20 protein-coding genes and 1 pseudogene are annotated in these 19,765 nt (G+C 70.8%); 10 read left to right on the top strand and 11 right to left on the bottom strand.

Translation table 11 applies throughout. The annotated features are described in order from the left end of the window. Positions 1 to 5: 5 nt before the first annotated feature. From ACH34R_RS34525 to ACH34R_RS34500, 6 genes are read right to left on the bottom strand one after another with little or no spacing between them, the layout of a single operon-like run. Positions 6 to 893, bottom strand: coding sequence for an endo alpha-1,4 polygalactosaminidase (locus tag ACH34R_RS34525; protein WP_397565755.1), 888 nt, complete (start codon positions 891 to 893; stop codon positions 6 to 8). Continuing rightward, complete coding sequence (locus ACH34R_RS34520) at positions 890 to 1,777, bottom strand: NAD-dependent epimerase/dehydratase family protein (protein ID WP_397565754.1); 888 nt, start codon at positions 1,775 to 1,777, stop codon at positions 890 to 892. Before ACH34R_RS34520 ends, ACH34R_RS34525 begins: the two co-directional genes overlap by 4 nt. Continuing rightward, positions 1,774 to 2,496 carry a sugar phosphate nucleotidyltransferase gene (locus ACH34R_RS34515; RefSeq protein ID WP_397565753.1) on the bottom strand — a complete coding sequence of 241 codons (723 nt, stop codon included), beginning with the start codon at positions 2,494 to 2,496 and terminating at the stop codon, positions 1,774 to 1,776. The genes ACH34R_RS34520 and ACH34R_RS34515 overlap by 4 nt, the downstream gene beginning before the upstream one ends. Before the next feature lie 22 nt (positions 2,497 to 2,518). Beyond that, a complete protein-coding gene (locus ACH34R_RS34510) occupies positions 2,519 to 3,919 on the bottom strand; it encodes a hypothetical protein (protein WP_397565752.1) in 1,401 nt (466 codons plus the stop codon). After that, positions 3,916 to 5,334 (bottom strand): GT4 family glycosyltransferase PelF, encoded by a 1,419-nt coding sequence (gene pelF / locus ACH34R_RS34505; protein ID WP_397565751.1) that lies wholly within the window; start codon positions 5,332 to 5,334, stop codon positions 3,916 to 3,918. The genes ACH34R_RS34510 and pelF overlap by 4 nt, the downstream gene beginning before the upstream one ends. Beyond that, positions 5,331 to 7,295, bottom strand: a complete 1,965-nt coding sequence (locus ACH34R_RS34500; protein ID WP_397565750.1) for a hypothetical protein — start codon at positions 7,293 to 7,295, stop codon at positions 5,331 to 5,333. Before ACH34R_RS34500 ends, pelF begins: the two co-directional genes overlap by 4 nt. 362 nt (positions 7,296 to 7,657) lie before the next feature. On the opposite strand from ACH34R_RS34500, the gene ACH34R_RS34495 reads away from it, so the two are divergent. The 5 genes from ACH34R_RS34495 (at position 7,658) to ACH34R_RS34475 (ending at position 11,701) form a co-directional block, all read left to right on the top strand. Next, the gene (locus ACH34R_RS34495) at positions 7,658 to 8,488 is read left to right on the top strand and encodes a BTAD domain-containing putative transcriptional regulator (protein WP_397565749.1); all 831 of its coding nucleotides are present in this window, start codon (positions 7,658 to 7,660) and stop codon (positions 8,486 to 8,488) included. A gap of 31 nt (positions 8,489 to 8,519) precedes the next feature. Next, a complete protein-coding gene (locus ACH34R_RS34490; protein ID WP_397565748.1) occupies positions 8,520 to 9,479 on the top strand; it encodes an NAD-dependent epimerase/dehydratase family protein in 960 nt (319 codons plus the stop codon). Between the two features lie 65 nt (positions 9,480 to 9,544). Beyond that, positions 9,545 to 9,913, top strand: a complete 369-nt coding sequence (locus ACH34R_RS34485; protein WP_397565747.1) for a nuclear transport factor 2 family protein — start codon at positions 9,545 to 9,547, stop codon at positions 9,911 to 9,913. A gap of 908 nt (positions 9,914 to 10,821) precedes the next feature. Continuing rightward, entirely contained in the window at positions 10,822 to 11,025 is a 204-nt protein-coding gene (locus ACH34R_RS34480) for a hypothetical protein (protein WP_397565746.1), read from the top strand. A gap of 76 nt (positions 11,026 to 11,101) precedes the next feature. After that, positions 11,102 to 11,701: a dihydrofolate reductase family protein gene (locus ACH34R_RS34475; RefSeq protein WP_397565745.1), complete on the top strand. Its 600-nt coding sequence runs from the start codon at positions 11,102 to 11,104 to the stop codon at positions 11,699 to 11,701. Between the two features lie 9 nt (positions 11,702 to 11,710). Here the strand turns inward: ACH34R_RS34475 and ACH34R_RS34470 are convergent, their stop codons facing one another. Continuing rightward, complete coding sequence (locus ACH34R_RS34470) at positions 11,711 to 12,169, bottom strand: hypothetical protein (RefSeq protein ID WP_397565744.1); 459 nt, start codon at positions 12,167 to 12,169, stop codon at positions 11,711 to 11,713. Positions 12,170 to 12,319: 150 nt separating this feature from the next. Here ACH34R_RS34470 and ACH34R_RS34465 point away from each other — a divergent pair, with 150 nt between their 5' ends. The 4 genes from ACH34R_RS34465 (at position 12,320) to ACH34R_RS34450 (ending at position 15,031) form a co-directional block, all read left to right on the top strand. After that, entirely contained in the window at positions 12,320 to 12,772 is a 453-nt protein-coding gene (locus ACH34R_RS34465) for a VOC family protein (protein ID WP_397565743.1), read from the top strand. Positions 12,773 to 12,865: 93 nt separating this feature from the next. Continuing rightward, positions 12,866 to 13,384, top strand: a complete 519-nt coding sequence (locus tag ACH34R_RS34460) for a hypothetical protein (protein WP_397565742.1) — start codon at positions 12,866 to 12,868, stop codon at positions 13,382 to 13,384. Positions 13,385 to 13,526: 142 nt separating this feature from the next. After that, on the top strand, positions 13,527 to 13,820 hold the full coding sequence (locus ACH34R_RS34455; RefSeq protein WP_397565741.1) for a hypothetical protein: 294 nt from the start codon (positions 13,527 to 13,529) through the stop codon (positions 13,818 to 13,820). 59 nt (positions 13,821 to 13,879) lie between these two features. After that, positions 13,880 to 15,031 (top strand): DUF6745 domain-containing protein, encoded by a 1,152-nt coding sequence (locus ACH34R_RS34450; RefSeq protein ID WP_397565740.1) that lies wholly within the window; start codon positions 13,880 to 13,882, stop codon positions 15,029 to 15,031. Between the two features lie 15 nt (positions 15,032 to 15,046). Here ACH34R_RS34450 and ACH34R_RS34445 read toward each other — a convergent pair whose 3' ends face one another. The 4 genes from ACH34R_RS34445 to ACH34R_RS34430 all read right to left on the bottom strand — a co-directional run bounded on the left by ACH34R_RS34445 (position 15,047) and on the right by ACH34R_RS34430 (position 19,155). Then, on the bottom strand, positions 15,047 to 15,931 hold the full coding sequence (locus tag ACH34R_RS34445) for an STM4011 family radical SAM protein (RefSeq protein WP_397565888.1): 885 nt from the start codon (positions 15,929 to 15,931) through the stop codon (positions 15,047 to 15,049). A gap of 463 nt (positions 15,932 to 16,394) precedes the next feature. Further along, the gene (locus tag ACH34R_RS34440; RefSeq protein WP_397565739.1) at positions 16,395 to 17,681 is read right to left on the bottom strand and encodes an STM4012 family radical SAM protein; all 1,287 of its coding nucleotides are present in this window, start codon (positions 17,679 to 17,681) and stop codon (positions 16,395 to 16,397) included. Then, on the bottom strand, positions 17,678 to 18,475 hold the full coding sequence (locus tag ACH34R_RS34435; RefSeq protein ID WP_397565738.1) for an STM4013/SEN3800 family hydrolase: 798 nt from the start codon (positions 18,473 to 18,475) through the stop codon (positions 17,678 to 17,680). Before ACH34R_RS34435 ends, ACH34R_RS34440 begins: the two co-directional genes overlap by 4 nt. 5 nt (positions 18,476 to 18,480) lie before the next feature. Then, positions 18,481 to 19,155 (bottom strand): STM4014 family protein, encoded by a 675-nt coding sequence (locus ACH34R_RS34430; protein ID WP_397565737.1) that lies wholly within the window; start codon positions 19,153 to 19,155, stop codon positions 18,481 to 18,483. Between the two features lie 25 nt (positions 19,156 to 19,180). On the opposite strand from ACH34R_RS34430, the pseudogene ACH34R_RS34425 reads away from it, so the two are divergent. Then, positions 19,181 to 19,765: pseudogene (locus tag ACH34R_RS34425) on the top strand (hypothetical protein); the annotation flags it as partial.

Here is a 19,765-nt window from a genome sequence, read left to right as displayed (position 1 = left end):
TCGTCTCATGCGCAGGGGGGACTGACGCGGTCGAGGGCGACCACGGTGACGTTGCCCGCGAATCCGTGCCGGCGGTGGCCGGCGCAGGCGGCCCGGACGTTCGCGGGCCGGGTGGCGTAGTCGGTGGCCAGTACGGCCTTGCCCTGGCGGCGCAGCGCCAGCGTGTCGGCGAGGTTCTCCCGGCACCAGCTCGCCGTGCAGCGCCGGTCGGTGGCCTGGTAGAACAGCTCCTCCATGCCGATGCCGTCGATGGCGGCGGTGTAGCCGGGGTGGTGGCGCAGCTCCGGCGAGTTCTGCGGGACGACCTGGAAGCCGGGCCTGGCCTGCTTGACGTACCGGCTGATCCTGACGATCAGGCCGGTCATCTTGCGGCCGAGGGTGTGCCGGGTCTCGCCCGGGACGAGCGACAGGTCGATCTCCTCGTACGCCAGCGGGGTGTCCAGGTACACCCCGTCGAAGCCGGCCCGGAGGGCCTGGTCGAGCCGGGGCTTGATCACGCGCGACCACCAGGCGGGCTTCCAGTAGCGGACGAAGCGCTCGTCCGGCCAGTCCGTCCAGGTGTTGAGCGTGAGGTCATCGGCGTACTCGGACCTGAACCGCTCGATCGAGCCGATCTCCATGTAGGCCAGGACGCGCTTGCCGGTCTTCTTGACCCGCGCGATCTCGGCGGCGGTGAAGTAGCCCGCGGTGGTCCCGTCGCGGGACAGGTCGATGATCGCGAGCGGCTGCGGCGCACGGGCCACGGCGTCCAGGCGGCCCTTGGGGTAGCCGTCCAGGACGTACGTGAACGAGGTGACCCCGCTCAGGCCGGGCGCGGGCGGGACGGCCGCCGGGCAGCCGAGCAGCCCAGTTGGTGACACGGCCAGCAGCGCCGCCACCAGCAGGCTTCTCATGCCATCGCCTTGACCGACTCGGCCAGCGAGTGCCGGGGCCGCCAGCCGAGCACCCGGCCGGTCCTGGTGATGTCGGCCCTGCTCCAGTCCACGGCCGGTGACCTCGCCGAGGTCGTGCCGCGCTCGCGCAGCTCGCCGTCGTAGCCCATGGCCTCGGCCAGCAGCCGCACCGGCTCGCGGACCACGACGGACCGGCCGCTGCCCACGTTGAGCACCCGTCCCGGCAGTTCAGGCAGTTCCGGCACGAAGGCGGCGCGTACGACGGCGTCGGCGACGTCGCGGACGTCCACGAAGTCGCGGAACGCGCCGAGCGGGCCCAGCTCGATGTGCGGGGAGCGGGCGGCGAGGGCCTGCCCGATCAGTTCGCGCGCCCGGCCGAGCACGTTCTCGGCGGACGTGCCGGGCCCGATCGGGTTGAAGATCCGCAGCGTGACACCGTCCACCCTGCCCTCCTGGGCCGCCTGGCCGACCAGCAGGGTCCCGGCCAGATGGCCGACGCCGTAGGCGCTCACCGGCCGGGCCGGGGCGTCCTCGCCGGTGGAGGTCCCGGGGACGCCGGGGCCGTACTCGGCCGCCGAGCCGAGGCGGACGTACCGGGCGGAGGACTCCGCCGCCGTCATGGCCTCGATCAGCAGCGCCGAGACGCCGGCGTTGCCGCGCAGCAGTACGTCGTACCCGCCGCCCATCCGGCCCACGCAGTTGATCACCGCCGCCGGGCGGACCTCGCAGAGCAGCCCGGCCGCCTCGCCGGGCGAGGCCCGCAGCAGGTCAAGGGTGTTCCTGCCGGGGCACACCACGCGGAGCCGCCTGGTGTCGGCGGCGAGCCTGGACCGCACCTCGCGGCCGAGGAATCCGGTCGCGCCGAACAGCAGCACGGTGGTCATCGCACCGCCTCCGAGGGCAGCAGGAGCGGCTTGAACTCCTCGAAGTGGGCGTTGGCCTCGTCGTAGTCGTCGGGGCGCCCGATGTCCAGCCAGTAGCCGTCGAACTCGTACACCCCCGGGTACTCGGCACGGGCGAGCAGGTCGAGCACCAGGTCGTCGAAGCCGAACGAGATGCCCTCCGGGTAGCGCGCGATCGTCTCGCGGGACAGGGCGTACACGCCCATGCTGACGAGGTAGCTGAGCAGCGGCTTCTCCCTGAACCCGACGATGCGCCCGCCGTCGGCCTCCAGCACGCCGAAGTCGATCTTCACGACCCGGGGGGAGGTCGCCACGGTCAGCGGGAGATCGGCCGCCACATGCCTGGACAGCAGGTCCGCGTAGTTGAGCGTGGTGAGCACGTCCCCGTTCATGACCAGGAAGTGCTCGGGCAGCCGCTGCCTGATCGGGAACAGCGGGCCGATGGTGGACAGCGGAGCGACCTCCTCGGTGAAGTCCACGGCGAGGCCCCACCGCGACCCGTCGCCCACGAACGCCCTGATCAGCGGGCTCAGGTGGCCGACCGCCAGCGTGGCGTGGGTGAACCCCTGCGCGTGCAGTTGCCGCAGGATGATGTCGAGGATGGCGTACTCCTCGCCGATCGGCACCAGCGGCTTGGGCAGCGCGGAGGTGTACGGCCGCAGGCGCACTCCCTTGCCTCCGGCCAGTATGACGACGTGCATGACGCACCTCACTTCGTATCGATCAGCAGAACCGGTGCACGTCCCTGAGGCCGGATGCCGCGAGGACGAGCAGTAGCAGCAGGAACAGCGCCGCCGCGCCGAGGAACAGCCCGACGTCCGCCAGCGGCACGTGAGCCGCGGGCAGCAGCAGGCTCGTACCGGGATGAACGGCGAGCGCCATGCCCTGCGCCACGCACAGGAGCACCACCTTGCCTTGGTTCGCGAGCAGGAAGCCCAGGAAGTACGCGCCGCCGACGGTCACGTGGGCGGCGGCCATGACCACGCTCTCGTGCGAGAGCGCGCCGGTGGCGTGCAGGAAGGCCAGCGGCAGTACGGCCAGCACGGACAGTGCCAGCAGGCACAGCACCACTCCCCTGGCCAGCGCCACCGCCGCCCTCCTGATGAACTCGGCCGGATAGCGCACCCGCCGGATCAAGGCTCTGGCCTCGTCCTCGAAGGCGTGCGCCCGGTACTCCAGCACGCCCATGCCCAGGACCAGCCCGGCGCCCGCCACGGCGATGTCGATCCGGTCCAGCACATAGGGCGCCTCGGCCTGCAACAGGAAGGTCGCGCTGAGCAGGCTGTAGACGAACGACGGCAGCAGGCCGCGCAGGTCGGCCCGGAGCAGGGTGCGCAGCGCGGGCTCCTTCTTCGTGGTGCGCAGCGTGAGACGTACGGCCGCGCCGGTGATGGCGGCGACGCAGGCGACGCCGAGACAGACGGCGAACAGCGCGGCCTCCGGCTCGCCGACGCCGATGTAGACCACGCCCGCCGCCGCCGCGGGCAGCATCAGCACCGCCAGCCGCTTCTCCCGCCGGTACAGCAGCAGGATGCCGGAGGAGAGTTGGAAGGCCATCTGCGTCGCGCCGAGCGCCACCAGCGCCGCCGGAGCGTTCCGGTACAGGGCGAGCGTGGCGGACATGAGCACGCCCGCGAGCACGCCCAGCAGCAGCCCGGACCGCAGCACCCGGCCCGCCGAGCCGGGCATGCCGCGGCCGATCAGCGAGTACGCGATCTGGGCCGCGGTGCTGCTGAGTATCCAGCCGAGACCGGTCGTCAGGACCATCCCCGGCATCAGCCAGCGCGCTCCCACCAGCCCGGACGCGGCCGGGAGCAGCACCGCGGGCAGGGCGTAGAGCAGCCCGTGGACCATCTGGGCCGCCGGGCGGGCCCTGGGCAGCACCTCCTCCGTGGCCGGGCCCGGCTCGCGGGTCTCGGCGATCCGCGAGTAGGCCGCGGCGGCCAGCGAGAAGACGTCCGGATGCCCGTACCGCTCGCGGGCGATCTTGTCGTTCAGCCCCTGCGATTCGAGGATGGCGGCCACCTGCTGCGCCTCCACCGCCCTGGACATGAACGTACCCACCGATCCGATCAGCTCGTCGATCGACCGCGGTGCCGTGCCTCCCGCGTCCGCCGTCGTCATGCCCGCGCCGTCGCGGGCCGCACCAGTTCCTCATAGACGCCGCGGTAGTCGTCGAGCGACTGCCGCAGGGTGAACCGCTCCATCACGCGGGCGCGGGCGTTCCCGCCCAGCCGCTCCCGCAAGGGTGCGTCGAGCAGCAGCCGGGCGAAGGCGTCGGCGGCGGCGGCGTGGTCGCGGGGCGGCACGATGAGCCCGGCATCGCCCACCGCCTCGGCCACGCCGCCCACATTCGTGCACACCACCGGCCTTCCGCAGGCCATGGCCTCCACCACGGTGTAGGGGAAGCCCTCGGAGATGCTGGTGAGCGCGACGACGTGGCCGGCGTGGTACGCGGCCATCGGGGCGGCCACGCGTCCCTCGAAGACGGCGTGGCCTTCCAGGTCCAGCTCGCGGATCAGGGCCAGGCAGCTCTCGTGGTAGCTCTCGTTGCCCTCGGGCACGCCGCCGAATATCCGCAGCCGGGCGCCCGGCACCTTCTCGCGGGTCAGCGCGAACGCCCGGAGCAGCGTGTGCAGGTCCTTCAGCGGGTCGATCCTGCCCATGAAGACCACCGTCGGCTCGTCCGGTTCGGTCTCGGCCTGCGGGAAGTCGTCCGGCTCGACGCCGTTGTACATGACGTGGATGCGCTCGGGGTCGGCGCCGTTGTAGATCTGCCAGCGCTTGTTGTACGTCGAGTGCGGCGCGATCCGGTCGGCCGCCACGTAGGCCGCGCCGGCCAGCCTGCGGAAGAAGCTGAGCAACAACACCCGCACCGCGTGCGATGCGGGCTCGTTGACATATTGCAGGTACCGCTCCCGCAGGTACACGCCGTGCTCGGACAGCACCACCGGCGTGCCGTACCGCCACTTGGCGGCCATCGCGACCAGCATGCTCAGGCCGTTCATCGCGACGTGGACCAGGTCGGTACGCGGCGGCGGCTCGGACAGCGGGCGCAGCATGTGGCCCATCAGGTGGCCGGCGTTGATCGCGTCGGCCAGGTTGATGCCGTCGGTCCTGGTACCGTGCCACGCGTCCATGACCTGCGTCAGCGACGGGTTGGCGGTGAGGGCGGCCACGAGGTCGCCGCTCTCACCGGCGAGTTCCCAGATCGATTCGAGCACCGCCAGGAACTCCGCGCTGCCCTCGCCCATCACGGCCGGCGCGAGGACCATCTCCAGGAACCGGCCGTAGGCGTCGGCGAAGTCCCGCGCCGGCGACCGGGACCGGCGGCGGGCGCGGGGCTTCCACAGCGGAATGGACACCACCCGGTCGAGGTTGGGCGGCGACTCCCACACGGACCGCTCGGCGCCGTCCACGGTCATCGCCACCACCTCCCAGCGATAGTCGGGCATGCCGCGGATGAGCTGGTCCATCCAGACGCTCACGCCGCCCATCGCGTACGGGTACGTCCCTTCCGAGACGAACGTCACCTTCACGGCCGTACGCTCGCGGGGACGGTGAGCGGGGTCCCCGCGGTGAGCGCGAGGTGGGCCACCTTGTCGCTGCCGTAGGTCTCCGCGCCGGTGGCGTCGGCGTTGGTGGCGAAGACGGAGGCGTCCGCGGCCGAGCTGAACGTGATCGTGCCCGCGGCGGCGTCGTAGACGGCGCTCACCCCGGCCAGGCCGGCGAAGTGCGTGGTGCGGCGGTCGACGTACCGGGCCAGCGCGGTCCAGTCCGGGCTGAGCAGCGGCACGTTGTAGTAGGCGTTGTACTTGTCGAGCACCGCCTGCAACCAGTCGAAGACCAGGCTCTCGCCGGAACCGTAGTCACGCAGGTTGCCCTGGTGGAAGGTGTGCGAGTAGACCGAGCCGGACATCACGTGCTGCATGGCCACGTCGCTCTCGTGGCCGAGGATCTGCTCGTAGGTCTGGTCCACCGGCCAGTAGGGGAACTTGCCGTTCGGGCCGTAGTAGGCGTTGTAGAAGTACGTCTCCTCGTCGGGGGCGGTGGTGTGGTAGGCGATGTTGGTCGGCCAGTCCGGGACTATCGTCAGCGCCGGCTCCATCGGGTGCCTGATGCCGCAGTTGAAGCAGGAGGGGACGTGGCTGGGGAAGGACATGTTGCCGTGCAGGTAGGCGACGCCCACGTCCTTGGCGGCGCGCAGCAGTTCGGGGTTGGAGGCGGCCAGGCCGTGGTCGGTGGGCGGGTCGATGTCGTTGTTCGGGTCGGGGTGGTAGACGCCGAGGCCGGAGTACTCGCCGGTCTTGAGCACGGCCGGGTCCACGGTCAGGCCGATGGCGGTGGCCCTGGTCAGGTTGTCGGCGATCTCGGCGCGGCTGGTGGCGTAGTCGGTGGTGTTCATCTTGGGGTGGGTGAGGGTGTGGTTGACCCAGCGGAAGGCGTCGGCGCGGCAGCGGGAGTAGCTGGTCAGGGCGTCGCGGTCGGGGACGGGCGCGTCGCATGAGGCGGGGGCCTGCGGGTCGGCGTCCTCACCGTTGAAGGGGATGTTCAGCGTGAAGTCCGCGGCCAGCGGGTTGGCCTGGCGGAAGGCATTCTGCTTGTCGTAGGTGCTGACGGCGTCGGCGCGGGTCAGGCGGAAGCCCGGGTCGGTCTCGATCGTGCCGTCCGAGTGCAGGTGGTCGGTGTAGTTGAACCAGTCGTCGATGTCGGTGTTGAGGTAGTGGCGCTGCTCGCCGAGGTACAGGCCGCGGCTGGCCCAGTGGAACAGGCCGAAGGTCAGCAGGTCGGCCTGCGGAAGGTACTGGTTGGAGCTGAACGTCAGGGCCATCCGCTCGCGGCCGTCGGCCGAGGTGGTGCGCACGCCGAGCACGTCGTCGTCGACGGTCAGGATGGGAGTGGCGGCGCAGCCGTCGGCGATCTCGGTGCGGTAGACGTAGGAGAGCGAGATCGGCAGCTCGATGCCGGGCTTGAGGTGGTCGAACGCGGCGGCGCCCTCGGCGGTCAGCGCGGCGCTGATCGGGGTCTCACCGACGCCGCCCTCGCTGCCCGAACGCAGGCAGTAGTCCTCGGGGAAGGTGCCGTAGGGGGTGTAGAGGGAGACCTGGCGGACGCCGTAGTCGCGTTCGTAGGCCCACAGGGCGTTCCACTCCTCGGTGGTGAGCGCGCTGAGGTAGGCGTCGTCCTCGACGTACATCAGCCCGGAGTTGGTGAGCAGGATCGCGTTGTACTTGCCCGCGCCGTCGGCGCCGAGCAGGTCGGCGGCGTTCAGCGGCTGGGTCTTGGCGTGCAGGACGTCGTACTGCGCGCCGACCCGGTCGAGCGCGCTGCGCCAGGTGGCGAGGCCCCAGTCGGTCGCGTCGAGCGCGACGACCAGCGCGCGCAGCCCGACCCGGCCGGCGTTGGCGGCGGCGCGCGCGGGGGCGGAGGTGGCGGCCTTGGTCGAGCGCCACAGCGGGACCTTGCCCTTCTTCACCGGGAGCGGCCCGATCCTGTCCACTTTCGGACGCGCTACGGGCGCCTTGAGCGGCGCGGCGTGGGCGTGGCCGTCGTGCGCGTGGGCTCCGCTCGCGTAGACCGGTCCGATATCGGCGGACACCAGACCGGAAAACAGCACCATCGCACTGACCAGCGCGGTAACTCGCCGAAACCTTGGCGAGTAAGGTCGCCGGGCACACCGGAAGACGTTCATCGAAACTCCCTGAGCACCGAGTGAGGGGCGGGAAACGTGAGTTCGTCAGGAAGTGTCAAGTCCGGGCGTTTCACTTGAGTTTCACAGCGATTTCAAAGGCCGGTTACCATGGGCGGATACCGGCTCTATGATCAGTGCGATACGTTCCGCTGTCCCGCAAGGGGGAGCTGATGCAGTTCGGAATTCTAGGCGTGCTGGAAGTCCTGGTTGCGAACCGCCGATTACCGATTCGCTCCGCCAACCAGCAGATCCTGCTGGCGCTGTTGCTCTGCCACTGCGGCACGGTCGCGCGAAGCGGCCTGCTGATCGATTCGCTGTGGCCGGACGACAACGGCGATCGGGCGAAAAGCCGGCTGCGCCTGCAGCTCCACCGGCTGAGACGCACGCTGGAGGCGGCCGTCGAGATCACTCACGAGTCGGGCGGCTACATCCTGCACGTCTCGCCGGGTTCGGTGGACGCGTGGGAGTTCGAGCAACTGGTCAGGCGGGGCCGTCAGGCGCTGAAGGCGGGCCAGGTGACCAAGGGCGCGTACCTGCTGCGCACCGGTCTGGGCAAGTGGCGCGGACCGGCGCTGTCGGGCCTTGAGGACATCCCGTTCCTCCAGCGGCAGGCGGCCCGGCTGGATGAGGAGCGGATGGCCGCGCTGAGCGACCGCATCGACGCCGACCTGCGCCTGAACCGGCCCGACGACCTCATCGGCGAACTGTTCGCCCTGGTACGCGAGTATCCGCTGCGCGAACGCCTGCGCGGCCAGCTCATGCTGGCCCTGTACCAGAGCGGCCGTCAGGCCGAGGCGCTGAAGGTGTACCGCGACGGGTGGCACATCCTCAGCAACGACCTGGGCCTGGAGCCCTCTCCGGAACTACGGCGCCTGGAGGCGGCGATCCTGACCAGTGACTCATCGCTCACCCTGACCTGGCACACCCGGGGCCACCACACGCACACCAACCGGCATGAACACGGGAAGTACTGCTTGCACTGCTCGCGCTGGCACCGCTGATCTCATGCTTGGCGGATCTTATGCTGTGCGCATGCGGGTAGTCGTAATCGGAGCAAGCGGACATATCGGCTCTTATCTGGTCCCCCGGCTGGTGGACGCGGGCCACGACGTGATCGCGGTGAGCCGGGGGCAGCGGGCCCCGTACCGCCCGCACGGCGCCTGGCGGCGCGTCACGTCGGTGACCGCCGACCGGGTCAGGGAGGAGGCGGACGGCTCGTTCGGGCGGCGCGTCGCCGCGCTGCGACCCGACGCGGTCATCGACCTGATCTGCTTCGACGAGCCCAGCGCCCGGCAGATGGTGGCGGCGCTGTCCGGCAAGGTGCGGCATTTCCTGCACTGCGGCACGATCTGGGTACACGGCCCCAGCATGCGCCTGCCCACCACGGAAGACTCACCGCGGCGGCCGATCGGCGAGTACGGCAGGGCGAAGGCCGCCATCGAGGCGTACCTGCTCGACCAGGCCCACCGCGAAGGCTTCCCGGCCACGATCGTCCACCCCGGCCACATCACCGGACGCGGCTGGGTGCCGATCAACCCGGCGGGCAACCTCGACCTCGCCGTCTTCCAGGCGCTCGCCGACGGCACGGAGGTGACCCTGCCCAACCTGGGCATGGAGACCCTGCAACACGTCCACGCCGACGACGTGGCACGCCTGTTCATGGACGCCCTCGCCACCCCCGCCAACGCGGTCGGCGAAAGCTTCCACTCCGTCGCCCCCACCGCCCTGACCCTGCGCGGCTACGCCGAGGCCGTCTCCGGCTGGTTCGGCCACGAGCCGCGCCTGACGTACCTGCCCTGGGACCAATGGCGGCACACCGTCTCCGAACGGGACGCCGAGATCACCTACGACCACCTGGTCCACAGCCCGCACTGCGGCATGGACAAGGCATCCCGCCTGCTCGGCCACCACCCCCGCCACACCTCCCTGGAGGCCGTCCGCGACGCCGTGGAAGAACTGATCGCCACCGGCCGGCTCAATGTCAAGGAGTGATGTCGAGAACCCGCCCGCCGTTCCGACCTGCTGGTGAAACGACCACCCACGGGAAGGAACGGGACATGTCCCGCAACATCGAGACCGTCAACAGGTACCTGGACGGCTTCCGCAAGAACGATCACGCCCAGATCCTGTCCTGCCTGACCGACGACATCGAGTGGACCGTCTTCGGCGCCTTTCGCCTGAGCGGCAAGGACGCCTACGACAAGGCCATCGACGGCCCGCCCGAGTTCGTCAACCCCCCGCACCTCGAGGTCGTCCGCATGGTCGAACAGAACGACGTCATCATGGCCGAACTCACCGGCACCGTCCGCCGCACCACCGGCGGCGAAATGCGCATGTCCATGGCCGAGGTCTTCATCATGCGCAACGCCAAGATCGCCGAACGCCGCGCCTGGGTCATCGAACTGAAGGAAAACGACCACCGCTGACCGATTTCTCAGCCACGGGATTGAAGCGGGCCTGCCGCCAGCGAGTGAAAGGCAGGCCCGCATGGTTGATCCCCCACAACAGATTCTGCCAGCCCCAGGCGACTGCCGGACGGCATTCACGAATATCCACCTCCAACGACCTGGAACCCCAGCCAGGTTTCCACCAAATTGGAGGTGATTCATGGTTGCCATTCTGGATTGGCCCGACATGTCAGAGAATCGGCCCGCGCACCTCTCCCTGGAGACGGCCTCTTGGAACACCTCCGGCGAGACTCGGGCGAAGGGTCTTCAGGCTACCTTCACACGGAACCGTGACGTCCGCCCAGCGTGGCCGGGACTCCTGGCGATAAATGAAACCGTCGACCCGATAGGGCACTTCGTCATCCGTCGCCGCTATGCCGTCGGCGGTGGCGGCGGCGACCGCAGGCATTTGCCGGCACCATCGGCCCACCAGCCATTGCACAGATGATCAGCGAAAATGTGATCTAGAGCCCATCCAAACTAGGTTCAGCGGGGCTATTTCGCCACATGTCGGCAAATAGGGATTATTGGGGGGCGTCCTCAACGACCCTTATCGCAGGGAGTGTGAACTCCTCTTGGAGGAGGTCGGCGAGGGTGGTCAGTTGGGGGGTGGGTGGTGTGCAGATGAAGGCGAGTTGGGACGGGGCGGGGAGCCGTCGATGGGGAGGTGGCGACGTCCTGGTCGGCGCCGGTTCGGCCCTCGGCTGCCGGGACCGCAGGCCGTACGACCTGGTGGCAGTGGGTGGCGGTCGCGGTGTTGTCGTTGAGCACGTTCGTGGTCGTGACGTCGGAGATGCTGCCGGGCGGCGTGGCCGGGGCGGCCGGGGCCGGGGTCGCGCTGTGGGGAGTGGCGTACGGCGGTCTGTCGGTGGCCGGTCAGGTCCCGGATGGCCCGGTCGGCGCCGGACCGCGTCGAGCAGGTGACCGGGCTGTACATGGGCGTCTTCACCGCCGCCATCGCGCTGGGCGCCTACCTCGGCGGCGTCGTGGTGGAGGCGGCCGGGATCACCGCGCCGCTGTGGGGTGCCGCGGCTCTCGCGGGCACGGCCCTCGTCGCCGGGCTCGCGGAGAAAGTTCGGGGCGGCGTGTAGAGGCGGGGCGGGTGGCTCCGACCTCCTCGTGAAGGCGGCGCCGGAGGGGTGCCGCGGAGCCAGGAGGCAGCGAGAGATGAGCAAGGTCAAGTGTGACATGGCGATGTCGCTCGACGGTTACGTGACGGGCCTGAACCAGAGCCTGGAAGAACCGTTCGGTGAGGGCGTGGGGCAGCGCCTGCACAGGTGGATGTTCGAGGAGGCTGAGCGGCACTCCGAAGTGCTCGACGACATCACCGCGGCCGGGGCGTTCATCATGGGCCGCAACATGTTCGGGCCGGGCCGGGGCGCCTGGGACCTGGAGTGGACGGGCTGGTGGGGCGAGGAGCCGCCGTACCACGCGCCGGTGTTCGTCCTCACCCACCACGCGCGCGAGCCGCTGGAAATGAAGGGCGGTACGACGTTCGGCTTCGTCACCGAGGGGATCGAGGCGGCCCTGGCGCAGGCGCGCGAGGCCGCGGGCGACCGGGACGTCGCCATCGCCGGGGGCGCCGCGACGGTGAACCAGTACGTGGCGGCGGGGCTGATCGACGAGCTGCGCCTGCACATCGCGCCCGTGATCCTGGGCCGCGGCGAACGGCTCTTCGACGGCGTTGGGGAGATCGAGCTGCGGCCGGTCGGTGACCCTTGGGGCACGGACCTGGTCACCCATGTGACGTATCAGGTGGTCCGGTAGCCAGGTGGGTCAGCGATGGGGGCCGGGCGCGGGTGGGTGCGTACGGACGAAACCGTACCGTTCCAGCAAGTCGATGAACTGGTTGCCGGTGTCGGTGAGGACCTGCCCCGCCCCTCGGCACAGGGCGCAGATCTCCTGCTGGTAGCTGAGCGGGCGGGCGTCCATGTGGTCGTCGATCGCCCGTTCGGCCTCCGCCACCGCCGGCGGAATGTCGATGGGATGGTGCTGACCTGGCTCGCCCTGAATGTCGATCACCTCGCCCAGGCCGGTGACCGGGGTGTCCGGGGGAAGTCCCCCCTCCTGCCGGGCGCGGCGGGCGGCGTCGGCGAGCTCCTGGAGGCGGGTTCGCCAGGGCTCCCAGGCGGGATCGACGCGGCTTCCGGTGCCTCCGCAGGTGGCACAGGGTTGTTCGAGCTCGTCGAGGAGGGAGTGGCGATCGGGATCGTCGCCGGGTTGTGCAGGGTTCACATCGCGGACGGTACGCGCGCGCATGGCGGCCAACAAGACAATCACCCCAAGGCACGGCAAAGAGTATGTAATACCCCTTTTAGGGGATGAGTGGGTACAGAGTAGGCAAGTGGTTGCGGACTGGGCTCTGTAACCCCTATAACTGGTTACATGGCACTGAGCTGGAAACTTGTGATCGACAGCAGAGATGCGGCCACGCTCGCGGACTTCTGGGCGGCGGCGCTGGAATACGAGGTGGAGGACCCTAGCGCGCTCATCGAGCAGTTGCAGGGCGCGGGCCGGATCGGTGAGGAGGCGATCGTCGAGCATCGTGGCCGCAAGATCTTCCGCGGGTACGCTGCGGTCCGTCATCCCGATGACCCGTTCGACGCGGTCAGCGGCGTCGGCCGGGGGCGGCGGCTGCTCTTCCAGGAGGTGCCCGAGGGCAAGTCCGGCAAGAACCGGCTGCACATCGACGTCCACGGCGAGCCCGGTGGGCTCGACAAGCTGGTGAACCGGCTGGAGGGGCTGGGGGCGACCCGCGTCCGCGAGGTCGACCAGGGGCCTGCCGGGCACTGGTGGATCATGCTCGACCCCGAGGGCAACGAGTTCTGCGCGACGTAGGCGGCGCTCGGCGACTGGCGTTCACGTCCCGGCCGGTTGATCATTCATGGTGAGATATCCGGCATGGAGCGCGCGAGGCAATTGGTCGGCGAAATGCTTGTCTATTTCCTCGTGGTGCTTCTGCTCAGCGGCGCCTTCCTCGCCTTCCACTACTCCCCCGGCGGCGGGACGGTGGTCTACACGGGCGAATATGAGCCGCTGCGGGGCGTTGAGATGAGCGGCGCGTACGCGTCGATCCTGAGCCTCGGCTTCGACGTGCCGGGCGGCCTGTTCGTCCGGAGGCTGCACTTCAACGCCACCGTCCTGCTCGCGCTGGGGACGGTGGTCTGGGCGCTGCTGGGCCGTCTGCGGTACGCGCCCGCGGTGCTCGGCCTCGGGCTGTGCCTGGCCGGCGCGCTCGCCGGCTTCGGGTCCGCCGACGACCTGCTCTCCGGCACCGTGCTGGGCCGGGTTCCCGCCGTGGTGTGGTACGGCCTGCACCTGGTGACGGCCCTGGCCCTGGGCGTCACGCTGGTGGTCTCCGCGCGCCGGGAGGCGGCGCGCGCCCCGAGGACTCCGGGTTTCGTGGCGCTCACCCTCGCGCTCAGCGCCCTGCTCCTCCTCTGGGGCTGAGCTGGGCTGAGCCGGGGCTGAGCTGGGCTGAGCCGCCCTCGGCGGAATTGTCGGTCGCGTCTTCTACCTTTTCATCGAGGCTTTGAGCGAGGCCAGAAAAGACGCGGAGGTTCCAGTGTTCCGTCAAGGAGACATTCTGCTCATGCCGGTCGCCGCCGAGGCCGTGCCCGAGCGGCTGGTGGCCGCGCCGCGCGATGAGCGGGGCCGGCTGGTGCTGGCGCTCGGCGAGGCGACCGGCCACGCGCACGCCGTGCCGGGGGCGGGCACGCTGCTCGCGCGGCGCGGCTCCGACATGCCGGAGTTCCTGCACCTGCCCGAGGGCGGGCGGCTCGTGCACGAGGAGCACGCCGCCATCTCCCTGCCCAAGGGGTGGTTCCTGGTCGTACGGCAGCGCGAGTACGTACCGGGCAGCTACGCCCGCTACGTCGCCGACTGACCGGCCGACCCGCCTCCTTCACTCCCCACGAAGTCCACAGCCGACAGCCGAGGAAACCCATGAGCACCCCAGCCCTCTCCCCCGCGCGGGCCGCGTCCGTCGCCGACGCGGTGACCGCGTGGACCACCGTCGCCTACGCCACCGGCCCGGCAGATCGGCCCGCCGCCGAAGAGGGCGTACGGGCCGCCTACCGCGAAGCCGGGCTCGCCGAGCCCGAGCGGTTCATCTGGTTCGCCTCGCCGGCCCAGGCCGCGGTGGCCGCCATCGTCCTCACCGGTTCGGCCGCCGACCGGGGGCGCACCCCGCCGCCGGAAGGTCTCCCGCCCGCGCTGCTCCGCCTCGATCCCGGCTCGCCGGTCCGCGACCTCGTCTTGACCAAGCCCTGGGAGCGCGTGCGCGCGCAGGCGTTGTCCCTGCTCACGCCCGCCGGGTGGGCGGCGGCCTGGGAGTTCGTCGGCGGCGAGCTGTGGCCGCGGGTCAACCGGCTCACCGGCGAGATCCGCGGCGGCATCAGCCGGTCGCTCGCCGACCCTTCCGGCGGCGACGCGCGGGCAGACGAGATCGGGCCGCTGCTGCGCCAGGCGACCCTCGACGCGGTTCTTGGTCAGCACGACGCCCCCTGGCTCGCGTTCTTCGACGGCCTGGCGCGCACCACCGAGCTGGATCTCACCCCGCTCGGCGGGGTGCTGCGGGTGGCGCGGGAGGCGGGCTGGTGGTGGCCGTTCGAGCGGGTCGTCCTGATGTGCGAGCGTCCGGCCGTCCTACACCGCGACGACCTGGGCCGCCTGCACCAGGCGGTGGGGCCGGCCCTCGCCTTCCCCGACGGCTTCGCCCTGCACGCCTGGCACGGCATGCCGGTCCCGGCCGAGTTCGGCGCGGCGATGGCCGACCTGTCGGCCCCGCGTATCCGGCGGGAGGAGAATGCGGAGCTGCGCCGGGTGATGCTCGAACACTACGGGTTCGACCGGTATCTCCGAGAGTCAGACGCGCAGTTGGTCCAGCGCGACGACACCGGCGTGCTCTGGCGGGCCCACCTCACCGATGACGAGCCGCTGGTGATGGTCGAGGTGATCAACTCCACGCCGGAGCCCGACGGCACCAGCCGCACCTACTTCCTGCGGGTTCCGCCCTACGTCACCACCGCCCGGGAGGGCGTCGCGTGGACCTTCGGCCTGCGCGCGGACCAGTACGACCCGGAGCAGCAGACCTGATCGATTCTCCCCTGGTCAATGCGTCGTACCGGCGGGGATGCGTTCGAGCACCCCGCCCGCGAAGACGCGGTAGAGGTCGAGCGGTTCGAGGTGCACATAGCCGATGTGGCAGTCGCACACCGGCAGCGGGCACGGGCGCGGGCGCAGCGCGCGCAGGGCCGACCCGTCGTAGAGGTTGCCGATCGGCCGCTCGACGAAGTGGCACCGGCGTACCGTGCCCTCGCCGTCCACCGACACCACGCTCTGGCCGGTACGGCAGGGCAGCCCGAGGCTGCGGTGCGGTGTCCGGCTGTAGCCGAACAACGGGTCGATCGCGGCCCAGCCGGCCGCCTCCTCGTCGGTGTAGACGTGGCCTTCGGCCGCGTTGATCCACAGGTACACCTCGTCGGGCAGCTCGGCCCGCAGCCGTCTGGCGGGCTCTGCGTGATCGGGCAGGCCGACCACGCCGACACTGAACCGCACCCCGTGGGCGAGCAGTTCCCGGCACTTGCCCAGGAACCGCTCGTGGGTCACCTGGCCCGGGTGGTAGGTCGCCCACAGGGCGAGGGTGTCGAGATCGGCTTCGGCGACCCAGCGCAGCCGACCACTGAGGTTGGTCTGGATGGCCACCCTGCGTACGTGCGGCCGATGACTCAGCTCGATCATCGCGCCGCGGTACCACGACCTGACCAGCCCTTCACCCCACGGCGTGAACAGCACCGAAATGGGAAAGTCCTGCGCCCCGACCCAGCCGGCGAACCGGCCCAGCGCCACCCGATCGGCCCGCAACCGGCCGGGGTCGTCCCGCCGCTTGGCGAACGGGCAGTAGGGGCAGTCATAGTCGCAACTGGCCAGCGGACCTCGGTAGAGCAGGGTCAGCTCATCCGGCCTGGGGGGCCCATCGACCTGCGCCGCCACCACCCGGACACCACCGGCGGCGGCCGTACCCACATGCCGGGACACAGGACCGCCATCGGCTACGTCCACATGCCAGGGCCGGCGGAGATCTCTGCCTGAGGGCACATCCGCACACCCGCACGGAATGTCACTGGCCGCTTCCCTATGTCGGGGCTGGTGGATGGCACCCGCAAGAGGCGTCTCCGCAGGCCCACGCGTTGGGAGGCCATCGGCCGCGGCTGTGTGCCGGGCCGGGTGGATCTCATCTACCGGGAGCACGCCCGCCTGCCTGGGCATGGGCATGTCCCCGGCCTGTCGGGAGCGGATGTCAACGGGCGAGGGCGCATCCGTGCACCTTGACGATGGAATGTCACCGGCCGGGTCCGTGTGTTGGGGGGAGCCGGTGTCGCGTGTCGAGGGGGTGTTCGGGGGGCGGGAGGTGAGGTCCCAGATTGACAGGGGGGCCGATGGGGAGCCGGGGGAAGGTTCAGCGGAGGGCATAGGAGTCCATGAGGTCGCGGACGTGGCTGGAGAACAGGGCCGGGCCGATGGCGTCGGAATGGGCCAGTCCTTCGGGGGTCAGCCGGACGTGGGCCGAATCGTCGGTCACCCAGCCGCGGTCGGCGAACGCCCCCAAGGGGAAGTCGGCAAGGACGTCGGTGCCGAAACGCGCCTGGTAGGCGGCCCGGTCGAGGCCGTCGGCCTGGAGCAAAGACTGGATGAGGTGACGGCGGCGGCGTTCAAGGTCATCGAGTGCGAAGCCGACGTTGGCGACCCCGAAGGCGGCGGCCGGCAACCCCACGAACTCGTCGATGATCGCGCGTACGTGCCGCACGCCCACCGCGTACTCGAAGGAGTAGTGCAGCTCGGCGGTGTAGGACCGGGCGCCGCAACCGAGGCCGACCATGCCGTCGGTCTGGCAGCAGTACTCGGTACCCGATCCGGTGCCGGGCAGCCGGAACATCCGCATGGACACCTGCTCGTACCCCGCGGCCAGCAGGTGATCGCGCCCCTGGCGGTAGAGGCCGAGCCGCTGGTCGTCCCATTCGCGGGCGAGCAGGCCCAACCCGGTGAGCGGCCGGACGTAGAGCGGATAGAGGTAGATCTCCTCCGGACGCCAGGCGAGCGCGGCGTCGAGGGAGTACCGCCAGGTCGCAGGTGTCTGCCCGGCTATGCCGTAGATCAGGTCGATGTTGAGTGTGGGGAACCCGGCGTCGCGGATGGCGGCCAGCGCCGTCTCGACCTCGGCCCGGCGCTGCGGGCGCAGCGCGGCCTTGGCCTCGGTGTCGATGAAGCTCTGCACTCCGATGGAGACGCGGGTGGTGCCGCGCTCGGCGAGTACGGTCAGCCGGTCGGGGGTGGCGGTCGCCGGGGAGGTCTCGATGCCGAGCGGGGTGGCGGCGAGGTCGGCCCCCATGACCTGCTCGGCCAGGTCGAGCAGCCGGGCCAGCTCGGCCGCCTCCAGGTAGGTCGGCGTACCGCCGCCGATCGCGGTGGTGGCGAACCGCGCGTCGTCCGGCAGCGCCTGTCGTACGGCTTGCGCCTGGCGGCCGAGTGCGTCGAGGTACGCGGACACCAGCTCGGCAGGAGCGCCGGTCCGGGTGAACAGGTTGCAGAAGCCGCAGCGCATCTCGCAGAAAGGCACGTGCAGGTAGAGGAAGAGCGCGTCGGTGGGCTCGGCGGCCCAGACGTCGGCGAGCGGGGGCCTCGGGTCGAGCTCGCGATAGGCGGTCTTGTGCGGATAGGCGTAGACGTAGGCTTCGTAGGGCCTCATGGCCATTCCCCCGGCTGGAGCACGAACTCGGAGTAGGGAACCGTCCAAACCACCTCGTGACCGATGCGATGACCGACATATCCGTCTTCGCCGTACGCGGTGCCGTGGTCGGAGCACACGATGGCCAGACACGGCCGCCGCGCGGACATCAGCGCGAACAGCCGCCCGATGTGCCGGTCGACGTATTCGAGCGCGGCGGCGTGCGTCGCGGGCGAGTCGCCGGTCGCGCTGGGCAGGTAGAAGTGGTTCGGCTGGTGCAGGGCGGACACGTTGACGAACAGGAACACCGGCTCGGCGCGGTCGCGTACCGCCACCTCGGCGCACGCGATCTGCTCCTCGAAGGAGACCGGCGAGGTGACCCCGAACTCCGGACGCCAGTGCGACTCGGCGAACAACGACGGCAGCGCGGCCCCGAGCGGTGTCAGCTTGTTGAAGAACCCGACACCGCCGACGCACACCGTGTGATAGCCCGCCTTGGCCAGCCCGTTCGGGAGGTCGGCGGCGTCGAAGACGTAGGTGCCGGGAGCGGTGGTCTCGCTGCCGGGGAAGGCGGCGGCGAACAGCCGGGGGTGCGGGCCGGGCGCGGCGGGGGTGGGCAGGAAACCGGCCAGGATCGCGGCGTGCGCGGCATAGGTGAAGCTGCCCGGCGCGTGCCGGCGCTCCCACGCGCGGCCCGGCAGGGCGCGCGCGAGCGTGGGCAGCCTGCCTGCGGCCAGCAGCTCGGCGGCGACGTCGTAGCGCAGGGTGTCGAGGGTCACCAGGAGTACGTCGTGCGTGCCGACGATCGCGCGCATGTCCCTCACGCCGCGTCCCGGGCCGCGAGGAGGTGGGCCACCTGGGCGGCGTAGCAGTCCAGGCCGGGGGCGCCGCCGTCGGGCAGGCCGGTGAGCCGGGGCAGCAGGTCGCCGAACGCGTTGACCTCGGCCACCGCGAACCGACGCCAGTCGATGCCGACCATGAGATCGACGCCGACCATGACGGAGTGGGGGAAGCAGGCCGCGGCGCTCGCGCATGTCCGCATGGCCCGCTCCCATCCGGCGGGGCCGAGCCGGGCCCTGACCTGTTCGAGGTCACCGCGGGTGCCGCCCAGGTGCAGGTTGGTCATGGGGGTACGGCTGGCGCGTACGACGGCGTGCGTCGGCCGCCCGCCGATCACGACGACGCGTAGGTCGAACACGCGCCCGCCGATGGACGCCTTGGGGAACCACCGCTCCACATGCAGCCCGTCGGGGGCGAGCGCGTCGATGATGGCGGCCACGTCGGCTTCGTCGGTATAAGTACGCACGCGCAATGAATTGTGCATCTCAGGCGCGGTCGGGCCCGAGCCGGAGCGGACAAGCTCGACAGAGGTGACCGCATGGACTTGGGTGCCCCGGACCTGGAGCGCCACGATCCCGGCGGCGGACGAACCATGCGCCGGCTTGACGAACACCCGCCCCCAGCCCACCCGGGCCATCACCTCGCGCAGGTGCACATACCCGGTGATCGCCCCAGGCAATGTGGACGACACCGACGGCCCGGGCGGCCCGAAGTACGCGGATGACTCCGGCGGCCCAGAGGGCGCGGCAGGTACGGAAGGTGCCGACAGGGTGGGCGGCCGGGACCACGTGGACGGCGCAGAGGGCGCGAAAGGCGCTGGCAACGCAGGTGGCCCGGGCGGGGTGGATGCTGCGGTGTGCTCAGGGGACGCCGACGACGCGGAAGACCCGGGCGACGCGGAGAGTACAGAGGGCTCCCGCGACCCAGAGAGCACGGCAGATGCGGAGGGCGACGGCAGGGCGGGCGGCGGCCCGAACGGCGCGGATGACGCGGAGTGCTCAAGGGACGCCGACGACGCGGAAGACCCGGGCGACGCGGAGAATACGGAGGGCTCCGGCGGCCCAGAGGGCGCGGCAGGTACGGAAGGCGCCGACAGGGTGGACGGCCGGGACCATGTGGGCGACGCAGAGGACGCGAAGGGCGCTGGCAACGCAGATGGCCCGGGCGGGGTGGACGCTGCGGTGTGCTCAGGGGACGCCGACGACGCGGAAGACCCGGGCGACGCGGAGAATACGGAGGGCTCCGGCGGCCCAGAGGGCGCGGCA

This window comes from Spongiactinospora sp. 9N601, assembly GCF_044326295.1.
Lineage (GTDB): Bacteria > Actinomycetota > Actinomycetes > Streptosporangiales > Streptosporangiaceae > Spongiactinospora > Spongiactinospora gelatinilytica.
The sequence above is the reverse complement of the archived record's forward strand: the minus strand, read 5'-3'. Positions and strand labels throughout refer to the sequence as shown.